The following is a 17350-nucleotide window of genomic DNA, read 5'->3' on the forward strand; positions in this document are numbered from 1 at the left end:
TAGCAAATATTGCGTTCCAGAAAAAGGGGTTGACATTGAGAATCATTATCACTTATAGTCAGGAAGGAAAATCACCTACATAGAGGAGAATGGTAATGAAAAAGTGGATGCTCGCGTTACTTACGCTTTGCTTAACCGTCGTCCTCGCTGCTTGCGGCGGGTCTGACGATACAGAGAACGATACAAGTTCAGAAACAGCGACTCGCTCGATTGAGCACGCGATGGGAACGGCGGACGTACCTGAAAACCCGGAACGTGTCGTCATCTTGACGAACGAAGGGACAGAAGCCCTTCTCGCCCTCGGCGTCAAACCAGTCGGAGCCGTCAAATCATGGAACGGCGACCCGTGGTACCCGCACATTGAGTCCGAGATGACAGACGTCACAGAAGTCGGAACAGAAAGCGAAGTCAATCTAGAGGCCATCGCAAAATTGAAACCCGATCTCATCATCGGAACGAAACTTCGTCAAGAGAACATCTATGACAAATTAAACGCCATCGCACCGACGGTCATGTCAGAGACGCTCAAAGGTGATTGGCAAGAGAACTTCGCCCTTTATGCGAACGCACTCAACCTAGAAGAGGAAGGCAACCAAGCGTTGGCCGACTACGATCAGCACGTCGAAGATACGAAAGCGGAACTCGGAGACGCCGTGAATAAAGAACTCTCGGTCGTCCGCTTCCTTCCTGGCGAGTCACGCATCTACTTCAATGACAGCTTCTCCGGCGTCATCCTTAACGATGTCGGCATCAAACGTCCAGCGTCACAAGATAAAGCGGAATTCGCTGAGCCAGTCGCGATGGAACGCATCCCAGAGATGGATGGTGACCATATTGTCTACTTCACATATGGTGGAGCAGACGGGTCGAAGACAGCCGAAGAATGGCAATCGAATCAGTTGTGGAAAGACCTCGATGCTGTCAAAGCAGGGGAAGTGACAGAAGTCAGTGATGACATTTGGAACACGTCTGGTGGCGTCTTGTCTGCCAACCAAGTGCTCGATGAACTCGTCGACATCTTGAAATAAACAGTAGCGCATCAATTAAATTGATGCGCTTTTTTATACACTCATATGGTAAAATTTACATATCAACTCATAAGGAGCTTTACTATGCAACGTACACTTCGAAAGTCGGCGACGGACCGCTCTATTGCCGGAGTATGCGGCGGGATCGCTGAATACGTGAATATCTCATCACTCGGTATTCGGCTACTATTTGTCTTTTTGCCGGCTAACTTTCTCATCTACATCCTTCTTGCCAATTTGATGAAAGATGAACCACACTATCTATAAAAAACGCAGAAGCTGTTCGCTTCCGCGTTTTTTGTTAGGCATTCACTTTGTCTTTCATCGCTTCAAGCGCTCCGCTGTTCAGGAAGTGCCATGGCTTGTTGTAGTGCGGTTGGAAGAAGAAGTCGACATAGGCGAGCTCTTCAATCGTCATCTCGTTTTGAATGGCGAGGGAGAGCGTGTTGACCGCTTGCGTCAAATCCGCTTTCGATAACACTTGTCCACCGACAATACGATGTGTCCCTTTTTCATAGACGAGTTTGAATTCGACTTTCTCTGCGGTCGGCATGAACTCCGGACGATACGCGTCCTCGATGACGACACTTTCCACTTCGAGTCCAAAGAGTGCTGCCGCTTCTTCCGTCAGACCAGATGACGCGATATTCCAGTCATAAAGTCGAAGTCCCGACGTTCCTTGTGTCCCTTGGTAGCGGACGCGTGGTTGCATCATGTTCTCCGCGACGAGTGTTCCCATGCGGACAGCGTTCGTCGCAAGTGGGATATAGGCGTGTGTACGCGCCGGGTTATAGTAGACGGCACAGCTGTCCCCTGCCGCAAAGATATCTGGGTTGCTCGTACGCATATATTCATCGACGATGATGGCACCGTTCCCAAGCATATCGATCTGTCCTTCTAAGAGTCCTGTGTTCGGACGGAATCCGACACAGAGAATGACGAGATCCGCTTCGAATTCACCTTTGTCTGTTACGACATGTGTGACATTTCCGCTCGTTCCACGGAATGCCTCGACCGTCTGACCGAGTTCGAGGTCGATTCCGCGACTGGTCATATCCGCTTCCAATTGATCCGTGAACGACTTGTCGAGATACTTATTCAAGATGCGGTCGGCACTATCGATGAATGTGACGTGTTTTCCGTATGATTCGAACGCTTCGACGAGCTCGACCCCGATATAGCCAGCCCCGATGACGGCAATCTTCGTCGCGTCTGTCGCCCGCTCGATGATGCGTTGGGCGTGCGCGTAGTTTTTACAGAGCTCGATTCCATTCATTTCGATTCCTGGGAGCGTCGGGACGATCGGCCATGAACCCGTCGTGACGATCAAGCGGTCATACGTGTCATGCACGTCTTCACCGGTCTCAAGATTTTTAGCGTGGACCGTCTTCGCTTCGGAGTCGATCGACAAGACGTCATGTTTCATGCGCATCGTCGCACCGAGTTCTTCAAGTTCACGTGGTGACGAGTAGAATAACTCTTCCGCACGTTGGACGACACCACCAACGTGGAGCGCAATCCCACACGAGAGGAAGCTAACGTTATCGTTCCGCTCGTAAACGGTGATATCGAGATTGTCGTGCTTGGCGAGTAATCCTTTGACTGCTGCTGTTCCTGCGTGTGTACATCCGATGACTGCGATTTTCATATGAGTCGTCTCTCCTTTTATGTTAAACAATACGTTTCGTTTTATATTGTGATAAACATCACATTTACTTCTTGACCTTAGTGTACTATTTCACAATATAAGATTCAATGACTTTGCTCACTTTTTCACGTAAAAGTGTCTAAAGTTTGAACAGAAAAAATCCGCTCATTCTCATGACCGGACTCGCCGCTTTTTCAATAATAGATGATAGATTATTACAAATAGATGCACGATCAAACCGAAGACGTTCATAGCGAGCCCGACGACCGCCCACCACAATGCTCCCCATCCGTATCCAAGCATCAAACTGCCAACCAATAGCGTATAGCCACTTACGACCAATACTGTATTCAAGATGAATGGAAAAGGCCTTTGTTTCTTCGTTCGAATCATTTGATACGTTGAAATGATGACTCCCAGTGTCAGTCCAAACAGCAATACGAGCAAAATGATAATGTCATTCATCCTTTTTACCTCCTCATAACTTGATTGGAACGACTCTTTCAAGACTCTCCTTCACGTCTACTTTTCACTCTCTGATAAATGACAATGCCAACGTGAAGAATCATACCAAGCACGTACAAGATCAGCCCTAGTGCAAGCCAGCCGATCGCGTCCCAACCACGTACGATTGTCATTCCGACAAAAAAGAAGATATAGCCAGTCACGAGTAGCAACGACGAAACGATGAATTGACGTCGCAATCGAGATTGTATAGAGAAAAATAAGAAAAACAGTAAGATGGTTGTCATCGTGCCTAGCAATATAAAGTCCTCTCCGTTGTACTCCCGAATCATCGTGCATCCTCCCTTACATATGTGCCTCGTTTTATTATAGCATACAAAATGGAAAAATTTCTCAATCGCTCGTATCCTATCATAACAGTATGTCACAACAAAAAAGCATCATTCCACTTACGGAACGATGCTCATTTTTCATTCATCTGTTTCATTAAATCCATCTGTTCTTGCACCATCGCTTCTTTCTCCCGGCGCAACACCCCTTTGTAGGCGACGCGTGAAATCGATAAACTGATTTCATATAGGAAGAAGAGTGGCAATGACACCATAAGGTGCGACGTCAAATCCGGTGGTGTGATGAATGCCGCGACTACGAATAGCGCGAAGTACGCATACTTACGAATCTTCGATAAGAAGTATGGTGTCACGACACCAATCCGGGTCAAGAACATCGTCACGACCGGCAATTGGAACAATAGACCGAACGGAATCGTCAGTTGCAACAAGAACGTGAAGTAATTGTTCGCTCCGATGATTTGTTCGAGTCCAAGGTCTTGCCCGAGGTCCGTCGAGATATCGAGGACAAGCGGGAATAACCAGTAGTAGGCGAACGCAAGGCCAATCAAGAATAATCCGAAGATGATCGGGATATAAGCGAGCGTACCTTTTCGTTCATTCGGATGCAGACCGGGTGCGACAAACGCCCACACTTGATACAGTAGGAATGGGCTCGCCGCAATCAGGCCGATGATGAGCGCCAAGTTCAAGTAAATCATGAGCGGGTCCGCGACCCCAAAGGCGTTCAGTTCGAGCCCGCGTTCGACGAGATCTTCTTGCAAGTACGCGAGTACATATTTGACACTCGGCAAAGCCATCAAAAAGAAGGCAAAGACGACAAATGCAGATAGCATCAGTCGTCTCCGCAGCTCTGTCAAGTGATCGGTGAGTTCCCGCTCTTGATCAGGTTGATGATTCATGGCTTACTGCTCTTTCTTTTCGATAGCTTTCTTGTCGTTCTCGTCGTGCTCGTTCATCATGCCGTTCGTTGCATTTTTGAACTCACGAAGCGTTTGTCCGGCCGCGCGACCAAACTCCGGTAATTTCTTCGGTCCGAAGATGATGAGCGCGATGATGGCGATGATGAATAGACTCGCCCCACCCGGAATCCCGACGACGAGTGATGATGCTAGTAATTCCATTATTGATGGACCCCCTCAGCGGTTGGATAGTGTTGCATAAAGTAAATGAGTGACTGCAGCTCAATCGACAAATCGATGTGATGGACGCGAACCGTGTCCGGTACGGTAAGTCGTGCCGGTGTAAAGTTCAAGATGCCCTTGATGCCGAAACGGACCAAGTCGTCTGCGACGGACTGCGCATAGGCAGAAGGTACCGTCAAAATGGCGACGTCGATCTTGTTTTGCTTCATGATCTGTTCCATCTCATCGACGTGATGAATTGGGACACCTGACATCGTCGTGCCGACTTTTGTCTCGTCTGCATCGAACCCGACGACGATATGTGTGTTATTGTTTTTAAGGAAGTTATAGTTGACGAATGCCGTCCCAAGGTGACCGACCCCGACCAAGGCGACATTCGTAATCTCGTCCTGATTCAGTGTCTTTCGGAAAAAGTCTAACAGATACTGCACGTTATAGCCATATCCCTTTTTACCGAGCGCACCGAAGTACGAGAAATCACGGCGAATCGTAGCCGAATCGACCTTGACCGCCTCACTCAGTTCTGCTGAAGAGACACGTTGTTTACCTGATGCGTGCAGGCTTTGAATAAATCGATAGTATAGTGGCAACCGTTTGGCTGTCGCTTGTGGAATCTTTGGTTCGTTTTGACTCAACGGAAAGAGCCTCCTTTTTACGACACGTTACAAACGAATCTGAATTTCATACACCTTGATTGTAAACGAATTCACATGACCACTCAACGAATATACCTAAAATCGCTGAAAAATACAGTATACTAAATAGAGAGAAAGGGGTTTTTCACTTGATCCTACTGCAAGTCAATAACTTATCCAAATCCTTCGGCGTCGAGCCGATTTTAGAAAACGTCAAACTCGAAATCCAGGAAGGCGAACGCGTCGCCCTCGTCGGCCGAAACGGGGCCGGGAAGTCGACGCTTTTGAAAGTCATCGCCGGTGAATACAACTATGACTCCGGGGACATCATGAAACCAAAAGACGTCACCATCGGCTATCTCGCCCAAGACTCAGGGCTCGAATCCGACGAGACGATCTGGAACGAGATGCTCACCGTCTTCACGGACTTGATCGAGCAAGAGAAGACGCTCCGTCGCATGGAGGCCGACATGGGATCCGAACGGATTCTAAACGACGCCGCTGCGTACGAACGCCTCCTCTCCTCTTACGATGAAGAGCAGCACACGTTCAAAGAGCGCGGTGGTTACCAGTATGAAGCAACCATCCGCTCGGTCCTTCACGGGATGCGCTTCTATCCGGACGACTTCGAACGTCGGATCGACACGCTCTCCGGGGGACAACGGACGCGTCTCGCCTTGGCGAAGATGCTCCTTCAAAGTCCCGACCTGCTCATCTTGGACGAGCCGACGAACCATTTGGACATCGAGACGCTCGCCTGGCTTGAGAAGTACTTGAGCGGCTATAAAGGTGCCGTCCTCATCGTCTCCCACGACCGCTACTTCCTCGACCGCGTCGTCTCGGTTGTCTATGAGCTGTCACGTCATCGGAGCCGCCGCTTCGTCGGGAACTACACGAAGTATCTCGAACAAAAGGCCGCTCTCTACGAACAAGAGAAGAAGCAGTTTGAGTCGCAACAAGAAGAGATTGCCAAGATGCAGGACTTCATTCAGCGAAACATCGCCCGGGCGACGACGACGAAACGGGCGCAAAGCGTACGGAAGCGTCTGGAGAAAGTCGACCGCCTCGATGCTCCGGACGGTGACGAACGCAGTGCTGTCCTCTCGTTCTCCATCAAACGACAGAGCGGGAACGATGTGTTGAGCGCGAGTGACCTCGCCATCGGGTATGAAGAACCGATTGCCCAAAATCTCCGTTTCCAGCTACAACGCGGGGAATCCGTCGCTCTCGTGGGTCCGAACGGGGTCGGAAAGTCGACACTTCTCAAAGTATTGACGAAACAACAAGCCGCCCTCACGGGTGAGATTCGTTACGGAACCGGCGTCGAGATCGGTTATTACGACCAGGAACAACAAAACTTGTCGGACGCGAACCGTGTCATCGACGAGATTTGGAACGACTGGCCGCTCATGCGCGAGCAAGAAGTACGCAGCCTTCTCGGACAGTTCCTCTTCAGCGGGGATGACGTCATGAAGCGTGTCCATGAACTATCCGGTGGCGAACGCGCACGTCTCACGTTGGCCAAGCTGAAGCTTGAGCAACCGAACCTCCTCATTTTGGACGAGCCGACGAACCACTTGGACCTCGACTCGAAGATGATCTTAGAGAACGCCCTTCTCGACTATCCAGGTACGATTCTCTTCGTCTCGCACGACCGCTACTTCATCGACCGTCTCGCGACGCGTGTGTTAGAAATCACGCCGAACGGCATCGATGAATATCTCGGTGACTACTCGTACTACGTCGAGAAGAAAGAAGAGCTCGAAGAACTCGCACGACTCGCCCGTGAAGAGACGAAGCAGGTCGTCGTGAAAAAACAGCGTGCCGATAAGGAACAACAACGGGAAGAGCGCCGAATCAAACAGCGCATCGAAGAGATTGAGCAAGCGATTGAGCAACATGAGAATCGTCTCGACGAGATTGAACAGTTGCTTTGTGAGCCGGACGTCTTCAACGACTTCGCCCGTGCCCAGGAGTTGTCGACCGAATCGGACGCAGCGAAAGAATCAATCACCGCACTCTATGCGGAATGGGAGGAACTCCATACATGATGCGTACACGTGCCATGCGAATCGAGTTCATTCAAGCGTTCCTCACGGGACTGGCCTATATCGTGCCAACCGGGACCGAGTTCGTATCTGAACTCATCCGCGGGGAGCCGACGATTGTCCCTTCTATTCTTTTTTACTTTTTACCGGTCGTGATCGGCTTCATCATTCAGACGTGGCCAGGGATTCTACTCAGTCTTTTCAGTGGCCTGCTCATGAGCACACTCTTCATCCGTATCGTCGTCTGGCCGGTCGATGTGACGGTTCACACGTTCTATGCACCGGGATCAGTGTGGGCCCACTTTTATGAAGAGACGCTCTTCATGTGGATCCTCGCCCTTCTCGTGTTCATCGTGAGCCGCATCAACACGTGGCATCGGGAGAATTATCGACAACCGAAAGCGTGAACAGCAAAAAAGAGGTCAGCGTTTTTAATACGCTGGCCTCTCTTTATCTTAAAAGTATCGTAACGGTTGGAATCCTACCGTATGGAAATCGAGCTTCGTCCCGTCCTCAGCGATAAAGAAGACCGCCTCGTTCGTATCGACGTCACGTGTGAACACTTTATAGAACGTCATCGATTTTTCGTCATTCGTCACATAGCGTGCCTCGTGTGTCGAGATGACTTGTGCGAACAGTTGCTGTTCGTCGAGCTCCTCGATCAAATCATCAAACTTCGCAGCCTCTTCTTCTGTTGCCTCGCGACCCCGCTCAATTTCATAGTAAGCATCGCTTGCTTTTGGCTGAACGCCGAGATTACGATCAACGACGATCACACGCTCTGGCTCTTGGTCGATGACACTTGTGTAACCATACAATGACTCGATGAGCGTATTCTCTCCGGTCACACGACCAATACCCTCTAATGACTCTTCTCCAGTCAACGACTTCACTCGTGTCTCTTTTGGCACAATTTCCTCTTGATAGGCGATATTGTAAGCGCGGATGATTTCTCGTACTTGTAAAAACGTCGCGACGACGAGTAGTACGATGAGTCCTCCAATGATGATGCGTTTCGTCATGTCTCTATTTCCCCCTAGACTGTCATGCTCTCTTCTAAGGATAACCCAGGAACCGCATTCATCGCTAGTGTATCGCGCTTCCCGCGCACATACGCGTGATGTGCCGCGACCCCAATCATGCCGGCATTGTCTCCACAAAGATCGAGTGGTGGGATGACAAGTTGAATCCCTTCAGCAGCAGTCGCTTCTTGAAGCGCTGCGCGAAGTCCACGGTTTGCCGCGACACCACCAGCAACGAGCAATTGCTTCGCTCCTTTTTCTTTTACAGCGCGAATCGCTTTCTCAACGAGCACTTCGACGACACTTGCTTGAAAACTCGCTGCCAAGTTTTCCGGAATGACCGTCTCCCCACGTTGCTCCGCATTGTGTACGGCGTTGATGACCGATGACTTCAAGCCACTAAAGCTGAAGTCGAAGCTACCCGGTTCGAGACGAACACGTGGGAAGTTGTACGTATCTTCCCCAACCGCTGCCAAGCGGTCAATCGCAGGACCTCCCGGATATGGGAGACTGAGCGTGCGCGCGACCTTATCGTATGCCTCACCTGCTGCGTCGTCACGTGTCTCCCCGATGACTTCGAAGACACCGTGTTCTGGCATATAGACGAGTTCTGTATGTCCACCCGAGACAACGAGACAGACGAGTGGGAACTCCATCTCTTCGACGAGTTCGTTCGCGTAAATGTGTCCCGCGATATGATGGACGCCGATGAGCGGTTTTTGATGGGCGAACGACAATGCTTTGGCCGCACTAATCCCGACGAGAAGGGCACCGACGAGACCCGGTCCTTGTGTGACGGCGACCGCATCGACGTCTTCCATCGTCACGCCTGCTTCGCTCAACGCATCGTCAATGACATACGTGATCCGCTCCACGTGATGACGAGACGCCACTTCAGGGACGACGCCACCAAATCGTTTATGGCTCTCAATTTGAGAAGAGACGACGTTCGACAAGAGCGTCTTTCCGTCTTTGACGAGCGCAACAGACGTCTCGTCACAGCTCGACTCGATCGAGAGAATCAGTGATGTGTTCATTCTGAGTCACTTCCTAACTTCGCCCAATAAATATAGGCGTCTTCATTATTATCCTGATAGTAGCGTCTTCTTCGTCCCGCTTGCATAAACCCAAACTGTTCATACAGTTTTTGCGCCCCTACGTTCGACACGCGGACTTCTAACGTCAATCCGACAAGCCCCTTTGACTTGGCAAACGCGACAAGTTCCGCTAACAGTTGATTGCCGATCCCTTGTCCACGAAATTCAGGTAAGACGGCAATGTTCGTGATGTGTCCTTCGTCGACGATTTGCCATACTCCGACAAAACCGACGACCCGTTTGTCATGGACCGCGACAAAATAAATAGCCTGTTCATTTCGAAGCATCTCGTTCATGAACGCCTCTTTTGTCCAAGGAATGGAGAACGACGCTTCTTCGACTTTCGTCACTTCTTCGACATCGAGCCACGTCATTCGACGAATTTTAACGTCAGCCATTGTTTTGACCCTCTAACCATTTCGCTTCCGCTTCAGCGAGTCGCAAATACTCTGGTTCAAACGCATGGACATCACTTGTCTCATCGCTAAAGACGACCAAATCACTCGCGCGGCCGTAACGATGTGCAGCCGGTGCTTCGACGTACTCATATTCACTCAACACGTCACGGAACGGTTCGACATCTCCAACGACGAGGAAACGTCCTTGAATATTCAGTCGTAGCCAGTCGGCGACAGACGCATGTTGATCGTGTGTCAGTGCCTTGTTCTGTTGATAATATCCGATATAGGCGTTACCGCGTCGCGCGTCAATTAATGATACGACAGGCAAGTCCGTATTCGGGGCCGCTGCCATGAGTTGAAGGGCAGACACGCCGATTAGTGGAATGTTCAACGTATAAGCAAGTGTCTTCGCCGTCGTCACTCCAATCCGAATCCCCGTGTACGACCCAGGACCTGTCGTAACAACGATGCGTTCGAGCATATTCGGAGTCCATTTCACAGCTGCCATGAGTTGTTCAATCATCGGCATGAGTGTGACCGCATGGTTTTTCGAGACCATGACCGTCGCTTCTGCTTGAATTTCTCCAGCCTCACTTAATGCGACAGATAAACGTGTCGTCGCGGTATCAATCATCAATTGCTTCATGCGAGCACCTCCTTGACGATTTGAACGTAACGCTCACCCGTTGGAGCGAGTGTCAATTTCCGTTCTTCATCACTGACCCGTTCAATCGTAATCGCCAAGCGTTCTTCCGGAAGAGAAGACTCGATCAAGTTCGACCACTCTACGATGGCGACACCGTCACCGTTAATATATTCCTCAAGACCGATGTCATCCCCCGTATCCTCGAGTCGATAGACATCCATATGATAGAGCGGTAAGCGCCCTTTGTATTGTTTCATAATGGTGAAGGTCGGACTGTTGACGTTCCGTGTGACACCGAGTCCTTTTGCGAACCCTTGTGTGAACGTCGTCTTGCCGGCACCAAGGTCACCGTTTAACGTGATGACCGTTCCTGCTTCGACGAGCGTGGCCAAACGTTCTGCCACTGCCTGCGTTTCCGCCGCAGAATGCGTAATCAATGTATACATGAATGGTTCTCCTTTTATCACTTCTCATACGTACTCATTGTACACTTCATTTTAAGCAAAAAAAAACACGAAACGCTATCGTTTCGCTATCTCATTTAAAAATTGGTTGCGGGGGCTGGATTTGAACCAACGACCTTCGGGTTATGAGCCCGACGAGCTACCAGACTGCTCCACCCCGCGACGACATATGAAATTAAATAAAAATTGGTTGCGGGGGCCGGATTTGAACCGACGACCTTCGGGTTATGAGCCCGACGAGCTACCAGACTGCTCCACCCCGCGATGGTTTGAATTGTTTCGACATCCTCTATAATAAGTGAGACAGTTATAAAAAGCAACCTTTTTCTCAATGTTTTTTGAAAAATGGAATCGGGAACAGGTATAACAGCATAGAATTTAGAGAAAAGGGGCGCGACCGCCATGTCCAAATGGGGAAACCGATTCAAGAAATGGTTCTTTTCGGAGATCGAAGCCGACATCACGTTTGACCCGGCAGCACTCATTCCGAAGCAGATAGTGACCGGGACCCTGCACGTATCCAACCCGACGACGACTGTCGTCCGGTTACAAGAACTGACACTTAACTTTTTGACGACATTTAAAGACATCACCATGGAAGGAAATGAGTTCAATCGAGAAGCCGACATCCAAGAGATCCCGATTCCACTCACTGTCGTACTAGAACCTGGTGGGAAGGAAGATGTTCCGTTCTCCTTCGAATTGACGATGTATGCCCCTTCGTCTGCTGGCGCCCCATACAGCGTGGAAGCAACGTTATGGGACAAGGACATGAAACGTGTCTGGTTTGACGTGATTGAACACATTGAAATCGAACCGATGCCTGAACTGAAACGATTGCTCGACGCAACGGCTCATGCTGGACTTGAACCGATGTTTGTTCGGAACGTGATTGACCCGCTCGGAGAAGAGCGTCCTTATCCGTTCGTCGAAAAGTATGGATTCAAGCCAATCGGTGAGTGGGCCGACGAGTTTGAGGTCGTCAAATCGTTTTGGCGCCTCCACGAAGACGGGATCGACCTCTACTATTGGCTCGACAATATCGAGACTCAGCGCACGCTCGAATCGATGGCGACCGACGTCGAATTGCGTCATCGCTCCCTCACCTGGGAACAACTCGAACGAGAGCAAGAACAGCTCGGTCTCGGCATTCAAGATACGCTACGCAGTCACCGCTCCTCATGAGCGGTTTTTTCAATTTGAATCATATCCCCACTCGTATTGACGATGGTTTGGAAGTGATGGCAATACGGATGCATGAACAACTCATATTGAAGACGTCGCTCGTCATGCGAGGCGCGTAAGTCATCCATTTCCATTCCTCGTTCCTGGATATCACGATTCGCTCTGCGTCTAAATTCTGTCTCTCCGTCCGTATAAAGATAAATCGACTGGTCAAAAGAAGAGAGATCCAGAAATGCGACACTCATGCCCTCAATAATCGTAATCATTTTTTTCGGGTCAATCCACGTACGTTCTAAATATGAGACATCGATGGTGTAAAAGCCGATTCCCTCTCGAATCATAAGAACGTCACGCTCGAGTGACAGCAGATGATGCGCAGCCGGATGACACGCCGTCATCTTATAATGATGGGTTTTTCCATCGTGTTGATATGTGAGGATCGTTTGTTTCCGTAACTGTGAATCGATGATGTATGGATCTGTGTGAAGCAGGTTTATATCACCGAGTCGTTCCCGTAATTTTTCGGCCAGCGTCGACTTTCCTGCTGCCCCATGTCCGGAGATAGCAATCAGCGTTCGTTCTCCTGTTTGCACATTTTGCACGATTTCATTGATGAGTCGTTCCATGATTCTCCCCCTTTGGTACACTTGATATAGAAAGGAAGTGTACCTATCTCATGTCTACTTGTCCATTTTGTCACCCGACACTCGATCCACATCAAACCATTATTGCCGAGAATGACTCTTGTTACTTTCTCATGCATGACCATGAGCAGGACGTCCTCGTCGGCTCGGGTGTGATTGTCCCGAAAGCACACCGCGCGACAACATTCGACTTAACACCTTTAGAATGGCAACATACATATGAATTACTTCATCAGGCCAAGGAACATCTTGATCAAGCGTTTCAACCTGACGGATATACGCTCGGTTGGAACGTCGGCACGGCATCAAACCAAACTGTTCGTCATGCCCATCTGCACGTCATTCCTCGTTACGAGACAGGTCCTCATGCAGGGAAAGGACTACGCCATTGGCTAAAACGACCGGAGTAAATAAGCAGCTCATCGCGTGAGGATGAGCTGTCTTCTTTTTTCACCAACCTCTTCGAGTCTTTCTCCCAACTGTTCCATTTTTGTCGTCATATGCGTAATCAACTGACTGATTTCCCGATCCAGTCCATTCACTTGTTCAAGTGATTCATTGATTCTGCCGTGCATCGTCCATTCAGAGAAAATATCATCCAAGAAGTAATCCGCAAACTGAATGAGGGAGCCGCGCTCAACATGTAACACCTCGACCACTTCCTGCACGTCAGCTAATTCACGGGAAAAACGCTCCAACGCCGATTGAAGTTCATGCATCGTCTGTTCGGAAGCATCTAAAGCATCATGCTTCATCGCGGTCGCAATCAACCCTCCTCCGAAGAACGTGTCATACGTTGACCAACCCTTCGCACTATCTAAATGCTTGAGTGTCTTCGCAATCGTCGCTCTCGCAGCTTTCCCCGCAATGATTGCTTCCCGATATTCAATGAGAAGTTCATCCATCTCGGCTAGTAGACGTGTGAGACGGTGAAGATTTTTTTGGACAGTCGGATCTTTTGTGAGATGTGCTTCTTTTGTTTCTAAGAATGTCTCCCACTCAGCATCGATTTCTTCATATGTCTCAAGCTTTTCTTGTAAATCACGATGTTCGAGCGTCAATTCGTCAATCATCGCCTCGTGCTCCCGTAATTTCAGTTCGGCCCTAGCCGCTTCTTCTACTTCCCTTTTACGTTCTTCATCAAATGTCCCTCTCCACTTTCGCCATGTATTGACGAGCGAAAAGCTCTCAAGATCGTAAACATCGCGCTGTTCTTTCGTAAATGTATTCAATAATTCTTTCCGTACCGCTTCATGTTCCTTTAGCTGTTTTTCAAGTGTCTTTTGTTTGCGGACAAGTCGATCACGCTCGGCGATACGTTGTTGTAGGTCTAATTGGATTTGCTGAAGATCTTTCATTATGCTTCCCCTCTCGTTTTGTTTCCCCGATGAATCACTGTAAGGAGACATATTGTTCATAAAAAAATCCCCTCTTTCTCATATTCACTACGAGGAAAGAAGAGATAAAGTTTCAATGAAACAAAAAAGACGACCGAGCGTATGCTCGGTCGTCCTCTCTGTTGTTGCCTGGCAACGTCCTATCCTCACAGGGGGAGATCCCCCAACTACTTTCGGCGCTGAGACGCTTAACTTCCGTGTTCGGCATGGGAACGGGTGTGGCCGTCTCGCTATCGCCACCAGACAAAATGAATATTAACACCACGTCATACGCATGTCAATAATGTTTAGGGTTTATTCCCTGAAAACTGAGGATTCATCAACACAAACCATTAGACTAGATCAAAGCCTCGACCGATTAGTATCATTCAGCTCCACGTGTCACCACGCTTCCACCCATGACCTATCTACCTCATCGTCTCTGAGGGGTCTTTCTTGATTGCTCAAAGGGAAATCTCATCTCGGAGGGGGCTTCATGCTTAGATGCTTTCAGCACTTATCCCGTCCGCACGTAGCTACCCAGCGATGCTCCTGGCGGAACAACTGGTACACCAGCGGTGCGTCCATCCCGGTCCTCTCGTACTAAGGACAGCTCTCCTCAAATTTCCTGCGCCCACGACGGATAGGGACCGAACTGTCTCACGACGTTCTGAACCCAGCTCGCGTACCGCTTTAATGGGCGAACAGCCCAACCCTTGGGACCTACTCCAGCCCCAGGATGCGATGAGCCGACATCGAGGTGCCAAACCTCCCCGTCGATGTGGACTCTTGGGGGAGATTAGCCTGTTATCCCCAGGGTAGCTTTTATCCGTTGAGCGATGGCCCTTCCATGCGGAACCACCGGATCGACTAAGCCCGACTTTCGTCCCTGCTCGACTTGTAGGTCTCGCAGTCAAGCTCCCTTCTGCCTTTGCACTCTTCGAATGATTTCCAACCATTCTGAGGGAACCTTTGGGCGCCTCCGTTACTGTTTAGGAGGCGACCGCCCCAGTCAAACTACCCGCCTGACACGGTCCTCCAGCCGGATTAACGGCTGCGAGTTAGAGACTCTATACGCAAAGGGTGGTATCCCAAGGGTGTCTCCACCGAAGCTGGCGCTCCGGCTTCACAAACTCCCACCTATCCTGTACATCGCGTACAAAGCCTCAATATCAGGCTGTAGTAAAGCTCCATGGGGTCTTTCCGTCCTGTCGCGGGTAACCTGCATCTTCACAGGTACTATGATTTCACCGGGTCTCTCGTTGAGACAGTGCCCAAATCGTTACGCCTTTCGTGCGGGTCGGAACTTACCCGACAAGGAATTTCGCTACCTTAGGACCGTTATAGTTACGGCCGCCGTTTACTGGGGCTTCGGTTCAGTGCTTCTCTTGCGATGACACATCCCCTTAACCTTCCAGCACCGGGCAGGCGTCAGCCCCTATACTTCATCTTGCGATTTAGCAGAGACCTGTGTTTTTGCTAAACAGTCGTTTGGGCCTATTCACTGCGGCTTATGTTGCCATAAGCGTCCCTTCTCCCGAAGTTACGGGACCATTTTGCCGAGTTCCTTAACGAGAGTTATCCCGCGCGTCTTAGAATTCTCATCTCGCCTACCTGTGTCGGTTTGCGGTACTGGCGCCGACCTCCTCACTAGAGGCTTTTCTTGGCAGCGTGAAATCCGGTGCTTCGCCCTACGGGCTCCACGTCACAGCTCAACCTTAATGCCGGGCGGATTTGCCAACCCGACGGCCTCGCTGCTTGTCCGTGCACTTCCAGTCGCACGGTCACCTTATCCTTCTGCGTCCCCCCATCGTTCAAACGGTGGTACGGCGGTACAGGAATATCGACCTGTTGTCCATCGCCTACGCCTTTCGGCCTCGGCTTAGGTCCAGACTAACCCTGAGCGGACGAGCCTTCCTCAGGAAACCTTAGGCTTTCGACGGAGGGGATTCTCACCCCTCTTTTCGCTACTCACACCGGCATTCTCACTTCCAAGCGCTCCACGGCTCCTCACGATACCGCTTCACTGCTGCTTGGAACGCTCTCCTACCATCCCTTACGGGATCCATAGCTTCGGTGGTATGTTTAGCCCCGTTACATTTTCGGCGCGGCGCCACTCGACTAGTGAGCTATTACGCACTCTTTGAATGGTGGCTGCTTCTAAGCCAACATCCTAGTTGTCTGTGCAGCGCCACATCCTTTTCCACTTAACATACACTTGGGGACCTTAGCTGATGGTCTGGGCTGTTTCCCTCTCGACTACGGATCTTATCACTCGCAGTCTGACTCCCGAGTACAAGTTGCTGGCATTCGGAGTTTGACTGAATTCGGTAACCCTGTGGGGGCCCCTAGTCCAATCAGTGCTCTACCTCCAGAACTCTTCACCTCGAGGCTAGCCCTAAAGCTATTTCGGAGAGAACCAGCTATCTCCAGGTTCGATTGGCATTTCACCGCTACCCACACCTCATCCCCGCACTTTTCAACGTGCGTGGGTTCGGACCTCCAGTCAGTGTTACCTGACCTTCATCCTGGACATGGGTAGATCACCTGGTTTCGGGTCTACGACGACGGACTGATGCGCCCTGTTCAGACTCGCTTTCGCTGCGGCTCCGCCTCATCGGCTTAACCTCGCCCGCCATCGTAACTCGCCGGTTCATTCTACAAAAGGCACGCCATCACCCGTGAACGGGCTCTGACTACTTGTAGGCATACGGTTTCAGGATCTGTTTCACTCCCCTTCCGGGGTGCTTTTCACCTTTCCCTCACGGTACTGGTTCACTATCGGTCACTAGGAAGTATTTAGCCTTGGGAGATGGTCCTCCCGGATTCCGACGGGGTTTCACGTGTCCCGCCGTACTCAGGATCCACTCTGGAGGGGATGGGGTTTCGGCTACAGGGCCGTCACCTTCTCTGGCCGACCTTTCCAGGTCGTTCACCTACCCTATCCCTTTGTAACTCCGTGTAGAGTGTCCTACAACCCCAGGAAGCATGCTTCCTGGTTTGGGCTGTTCCCGTTTCGCTCGCCGCTACTCAGGGAATCGAATTTTCTTTCTCTTCCTCCGGGTACTTAGATGTTTCAGTTCCCCGGGTGTGCCTCACGCCACGCTATGTATTCACGTGGGTGTCCCGCCAGTCTCCCGGCGGTGGGTTCCCCCATTCGGAGATCTCTGGATCAAAGTGTACTTACCACTCCCCA

Annotated in this window: 19 protein-coding genes, 2 tRNA genes and 2 rRNA genes (1 of these 23 only partly in view); 6 read left to right on the top strand and 17 right to left on the bottom strand. The window is 50.3% G+C overall.

All coding sequences use genetic code 11. The annotated features are described in order from the left end of the window. Positions 1 to 95: 95 nt before the first annotated feature. On the top strand, positions 96 to 1028 hold the full coding sequence (locus tag AC5LIL_RS12950) for an ABC transporter substrate-binding protein (RefSeq protein WP_499824328.1): 933 nt from the start codon (positions 96 to 98) through the stop codon (positions 1026 to 1028). A gap of 84 nt (positions 1029 to 1112) precedes the next feature. Then, positions 1113 to 1295 carry a PspC domain-containing protein gene (locus AC5LIL_RS12955; protein ID WP_026824450.1) on the top strand — a complete coding sequence of 61 codons (183 nt, stop codon included), beginning with the start codon at positions 1113 to 1115 and terminating at the stop codon, positions 1293 to 1295. Positions 1296 to 1329: 34 nt separating this feature from the next. On the opposite strand, the gene AC5LIL_RS12960 is transcribed toward AC5LIL_RS12955, so the two are convergent. The 6 genes from AC5LIL_RS12960 to AC5LIL_RS12985 all read right to left on the bottom strand — a co-directional run bounded on the left by AC5LIL_RS12960 (position 1330) and on the right by AC5LIL_RS12985 (position 5271). After that, complete coding sequence (locus AC5LIL_RS12960) at positions 1330 to 2676, bottom strand: FAD-dependent oxidoreductase (RefSeq protein WP_211781838.1); 1347 nt, start codon at positions 2674 to 2676, stop codon at positions 1330 to 1332. A gap of 171 nt (positions 2677 to 2847) precedes the next feature. Next, a complete protein-coding gene (locus tag AC5LIL_RS12965) occupies positions 2848 to 3141 on the bottom strand; it encodes a hypothetical protein (protein ID WP_214786294.1) in 294 nt (97 codons plus the stop codon). A gap of 38 nt (positions 3142 to 3179) precedes the next feature. Further along, complete coding sequence (locus AC5LIL_RS12970) at positions 3180 to 3473, bottom strand: hypothetical protein (protein WP_214779874.1); 294 nt, start codon at positions 3471 to 3473, stop codon at positions 3180 to 3182. A gap of 131 nt (positions 3474 to 3604) precedes the next feature. Further along, complete coding sequence (tatC, locus tag AC5LIL_RS12975; protein ID WP_214742996.1) at positions 3605 to 4393, bottom strand: twin-arginine translocase subunit TatC; 789 nt, start codon at positions 4391 to 4393, stop codon at positions 3605 to 3607. A 3-nt stretch (positions 4394 to 4396) separates the two neighbouring features. Then, positions 4397 to 4615 carry a twin-arginine translocase TatA/TatE family subunit gene (gene tatA, locus AC5LIL_RS12980; protein ID WP_034770678.1) on the bottom strand — a complete coding sequence of 73 codons (219 nt, stop codon included), beginning with the start codon at positions 4613 to 4615 and terminating at the stop codon, positions 4397 to 4399. Then, positions 4615 to 5271 carry a redox-sensing transcriptional repressor Rex gene (locus AC5LIL_RS12985; protein WP_015880579.1) on the bottom strand — a complete coding sequence of 219 codons (657 nt, stop codon included), beginning with the start codon at positions 5269 to 5271 and terminating at the stop codon, positions 4615 to 4617. Before AC5LIL_RS12985 ends, tatA begins: the two co-directional genes overlap by 1 nt. A gap of 149 nt (positions 5272 to 5420) precedes the next feature. Between AC5LIL_RS12985 and AC5LIL_RS12990 the strand changes: the two genes are divergently transcribed. Further along, on the top strand, positions 5421 to 7322 hold the full coding sequence (locus tag AC5LIL_RS12990; RefSeq protein WP_499824330.1) for an ABC-F family ATP-binding cassette domain-containing protein: 1902 nt from the start codon (positions 5421 to 5423) through the stop codon (positions 7320 to 7322). Then, positions 7319 to 7726, top strand: a complete 408-nt coding sequence (locus AC5LIL_RS12995) for a hypothetical protein (protein ID WP_026824457.1) — start codon at positions 7319 to 7321, stop codon at positions 7724 to 7726. Before AC5LIL_RS12990 ends, AC5LIL_RS12995 begins: the two co-directional genes overlap by 4 nt. Positions 7727 to 7774: 48 nt before the next feature. On the opposite strand, the gene AC5LIL_RS13000 is transcribed toward AC5LIL_RS12995, so the two are convergent. The 7 genes from AC5LIL_RS13000 to AC5LIL_RS13030 all read right to left on the bottom strand — a co-directional run bounded on the left by AC5LIL_RS13000 (position 7775) and on the right by AC5LIL_RS13030 (position 11213). Then, positions 7775 to 8341: a hypothetical protein gene (locus AC5LIL_RS13000; protein ID WP_499824331.1), complete on the bottom strand. Its 567-nt coding sequence runs from the start codon at positions 8339 to 8341 to the stop codon at positions 7775 to 7777. 14 nt (positions 8342 to 8355) lie between these two features. Beyond that, positions 8356 to 9378 (bottom strand): tRNA (adenosine(37)-N6)-threonylcarbamoyltransferase complex transferase subunit TsaD, encoded by a 1023-nt coding sequence (gene tsaD / locus AC5LIL_RS13005; RefSeq protein WP_274665514.1) that lies wholly within the window; start codon positions 9376 to 9378, stop codon positions 8356 to 8358. Further along, positions 9375 to 9836: a ribosomal protein S18-alanine N-acetyltransferase gene (rimI, locus tag AC5LIL_RS13010; RefSeq protein WP_214761456.1), complete on the bottom strand. Its 462-nt coding sequence runs from the start codon at positions 9834 to 9836 to the stop codon at positions 9375 to 9377. The genes tsaD and rimI overlap by 4 nt, the downstream gene beginning before the upstream one ends. Beyond that, entirely contained in the window at positions 9829 to 10485 is a 657-nt protein-coding gene (tsaB, locus tag AC5LIL_RS13015; RefSeq protein WP_214697083.1) for a tRNA (adenosine(37)-N6)-threonylcarbamoyltransferase complex dimerization subunit type 1 TsaB, read from the bottom strand. Before tsaB ends, rimI begins: the two co-directional genes overlap by 8 nt. After that, positions 10482 to 10931 (bottom strand): tRNA (adenosine(37)-N6)-threonylcarbamoyltransferase complex ATPase subunit type 1 TsaE, encoded by a 450-nt coding sequence (tsaE, locus tag AC5LIL_RS13020; RefSeq protein WP_499824333.1) that lies wholly within the window; start codon positions 10929 to 10931, stop codon positions 10482 to 10484. The genes tsaB and tsaE overlap by 4 nt, the downstream gene beginning before the upstream one ends. A 103-nt stretch (positions 10932 to 11034) precedes the next feature. Continuing rightward, positions 11035 to 11111, bottom strand: a tRNA-Met gene (locus AC5LIL_RS13025). 25 nt (positions 11112 to 11136) lie between these two features. Further along, a tRNA-Met gene (locus AC5LIL_RS13030) sits at positions 11137 to 11213 on the bottom strand. Between the two features lie 138 nt (positions 11214 to 11351). On the opposite strand from AC5LIL_RS13030, the gene AC5LIL_RS13035 reads away from it, so the two are divergent. Next, the gene (locus tag AC5LIL_RS13035) at positions 11352 to 12134 is read left to right on the top strand and encodes a sporulation protein (RefSeq protein ID WP_499824334.1); all 783 of its coding nucleotides are present in this window, start codon (positions 11352 to 11354) and stop codon (positions 12132 to 12134) included. Here the strand turns inward: AC5LIL_RS13035 and AC5LIL_RS13040 are convergent. Next, positions 12119 to 12760: a uridine kinase family protein gene (locus AC5LIL_RS13040; RefSeq protein ID WP_499824335.1), complete on the bottom strand. Its 642-nt coding sequence runs from the start codon at positions 12758 to 12760 to the stop codon at positions 12119 to 12121. The two genes, AC5LIL_RS13035 and AC5LIL_RS13040, sit on opposite strands and share 16 nt — an antisense overlap. Before the next feature lie 50 nt (positions 12761 to 12810). On the opposite strand from AC5LIL_RS13040, the gene AC5LIL_RS13045 reads away from it, so the two are divergent. Beyond that, complete coding sequence (locus AC5LIL_RS13045) at positions 12811 to 13188, top strand: HIT family protein (protein ID WP_499824336.1); 378 nt, start codon at positions 12811 to 12813, stop codon at positions 13186 to 13188. 9 nt (positions 13189 to 13197) lie between these two features. Here the strand turns inward: AC5LIL_RS13045 and AC5LIL_RS13050 are convergent, their stop codons facing one another. The 3 genes from AC5LIL_RS13050 to AC5LIL_RS13060 all read right to left on the bottom strand — a co-directional run. Then, the gene (locus tag AC5LIL_RS13050; RefSeq protein ID WP_499824337.1) at positions 13198 to 14136 is read right to left on the bottom strand and encodes a hypothetical protein; all 939 of its coding nucleotides are present in this window, start codon (positions 14134 to 14136) and stop codon (positions 13198 to 13200) included. A 166-nt stretch (positions 14137 to 14302) separates the two neighbouring features. Next, positions 14303 to 14419 (bottom strand): 5S ribosomal RNA (gene rrf, locus AC5LIL_RS13055). A gap of 94 nt (positions 14420 to 14513) precedes the next feature. Then, positions 14514 to 17350, bottom strand: a 23S ribosomal RNA gene (locus AC5LIL_RS13060); it runs 78 nt beyond the window's last position.

Source organism: Exiguobacterium sp. RM11, assembly GCF_059821525.1.

Coding starts and splice junctions, on each gene's coding strand:
- AC5LIL_RS12950 (WP_499824328.1), top strand. CDS start 96: ATGAAAAAGTGGATGCTCGCGTTACTTACGCTTTGCTTAACCGTCGTC.
- AC5LIL_RS12955 (WP_026824450.1), top strand. CDS start 1,113: ATGCAACGTACACTTCGAAAGTCGGCGACGGACCGCTCTATTGCCGGA.
- AC5LIL_RS12960 (WP_211781838.1), bottom strand. CDS start 2,676: ATGAAAATCGCAGTCATCGGATGTACACACGCAGGAACAGCAGCAGTC.
- AC5LIL_RS12965 (WP_214786294.1), bottom strand. CDS start 3,141: ATGAATGACATTATCATTTTGCTCGTATTGCTGTTTGGACTGACACTG.
- AC5LIL_RS12970 (WP_214779874.1), bottom strand. CDS start 3,473: ATGATTCGGGAGTACAACGGAGAGGACTTTATATTGCTAGGCACGATG.
- tatC (WP_214742996.1), bottom strand. CDS start 4,393: ATGAATCATCAACCTGATCAAGAGCGGGAACTCACCGATCACTTGACA.
- tatA (WP_034770678.1), bottom strand. CDS start 4,615: ATGGAATTACTAGCATCATCACTCGTCGTCGGGATTCCGGGTGGGGCG.
- AC5LIL_RS12995 (WP_026824457.1), top strand. CDS start 7,319: ATGATGCGTACACGTGCCATGCGAATCGAGTTCATTCAAGCGTTCCTC.
- AC5LIL_RS13000 (WP_499824331.1), bottom strand. CDS start 8,341: ATGACGAAACGCATCATCATTGGAGGACTCATCGTACTACTCGTCGTC.
- tsaD (WP_274665514.1), bottom strand. CDS start 9,378: ATGAACACATCACTGATTCTCTCGATCGAGTCGAGCTGTGACGAGACG.
- rimI (WP_214761456.1), bottom strand. CDS start 9,836: ATGGCTGACGTTAAAATTCGTCGAATGACGTGGCTCGATGTCGAAGAA.
- tsaB (WP_214697083.1), bottom strand. CDS start 10,485: ATGAAGCAATTGATGATTGATACCGCGACGACACGTTTATCTGTCGCA.
- tsaE (WP_499824333.1), bottom strand. CDS start 10,931: ATGTATACATTGATTACGCATTCTGCGGCGGAAACGCAGGCAGTGGCA.
- AC5LIL_RS13035 (WP_499824334.1), top strand. CDS start 11,352: ATGTCCAAATGGGGAAACCGATTCAAGAAATGGTTCTTTTCGGAGATC.
- AC5LIL_RS13040 (WP_499824335.1), bottom strand. CDS start 12,760: ATGGAACGACTCATCAATGAAATCGTGCAAAATGTGCAAACAGGAGAA.
- AC5LIL_RS13045 (WP_499824336.1), top strand. CDS start 12,811: ATGTCTACTTGTCCATTTTGTCACCCGACACTCGATCCACATCAAACC.
- AC5LIL_RS13050 (WP_499824337.1), bottom strand. CDS start 14,136: ATGAAAGATCTTCAGCAAATCCAATTAGACCTACAACAACGTATCGCC.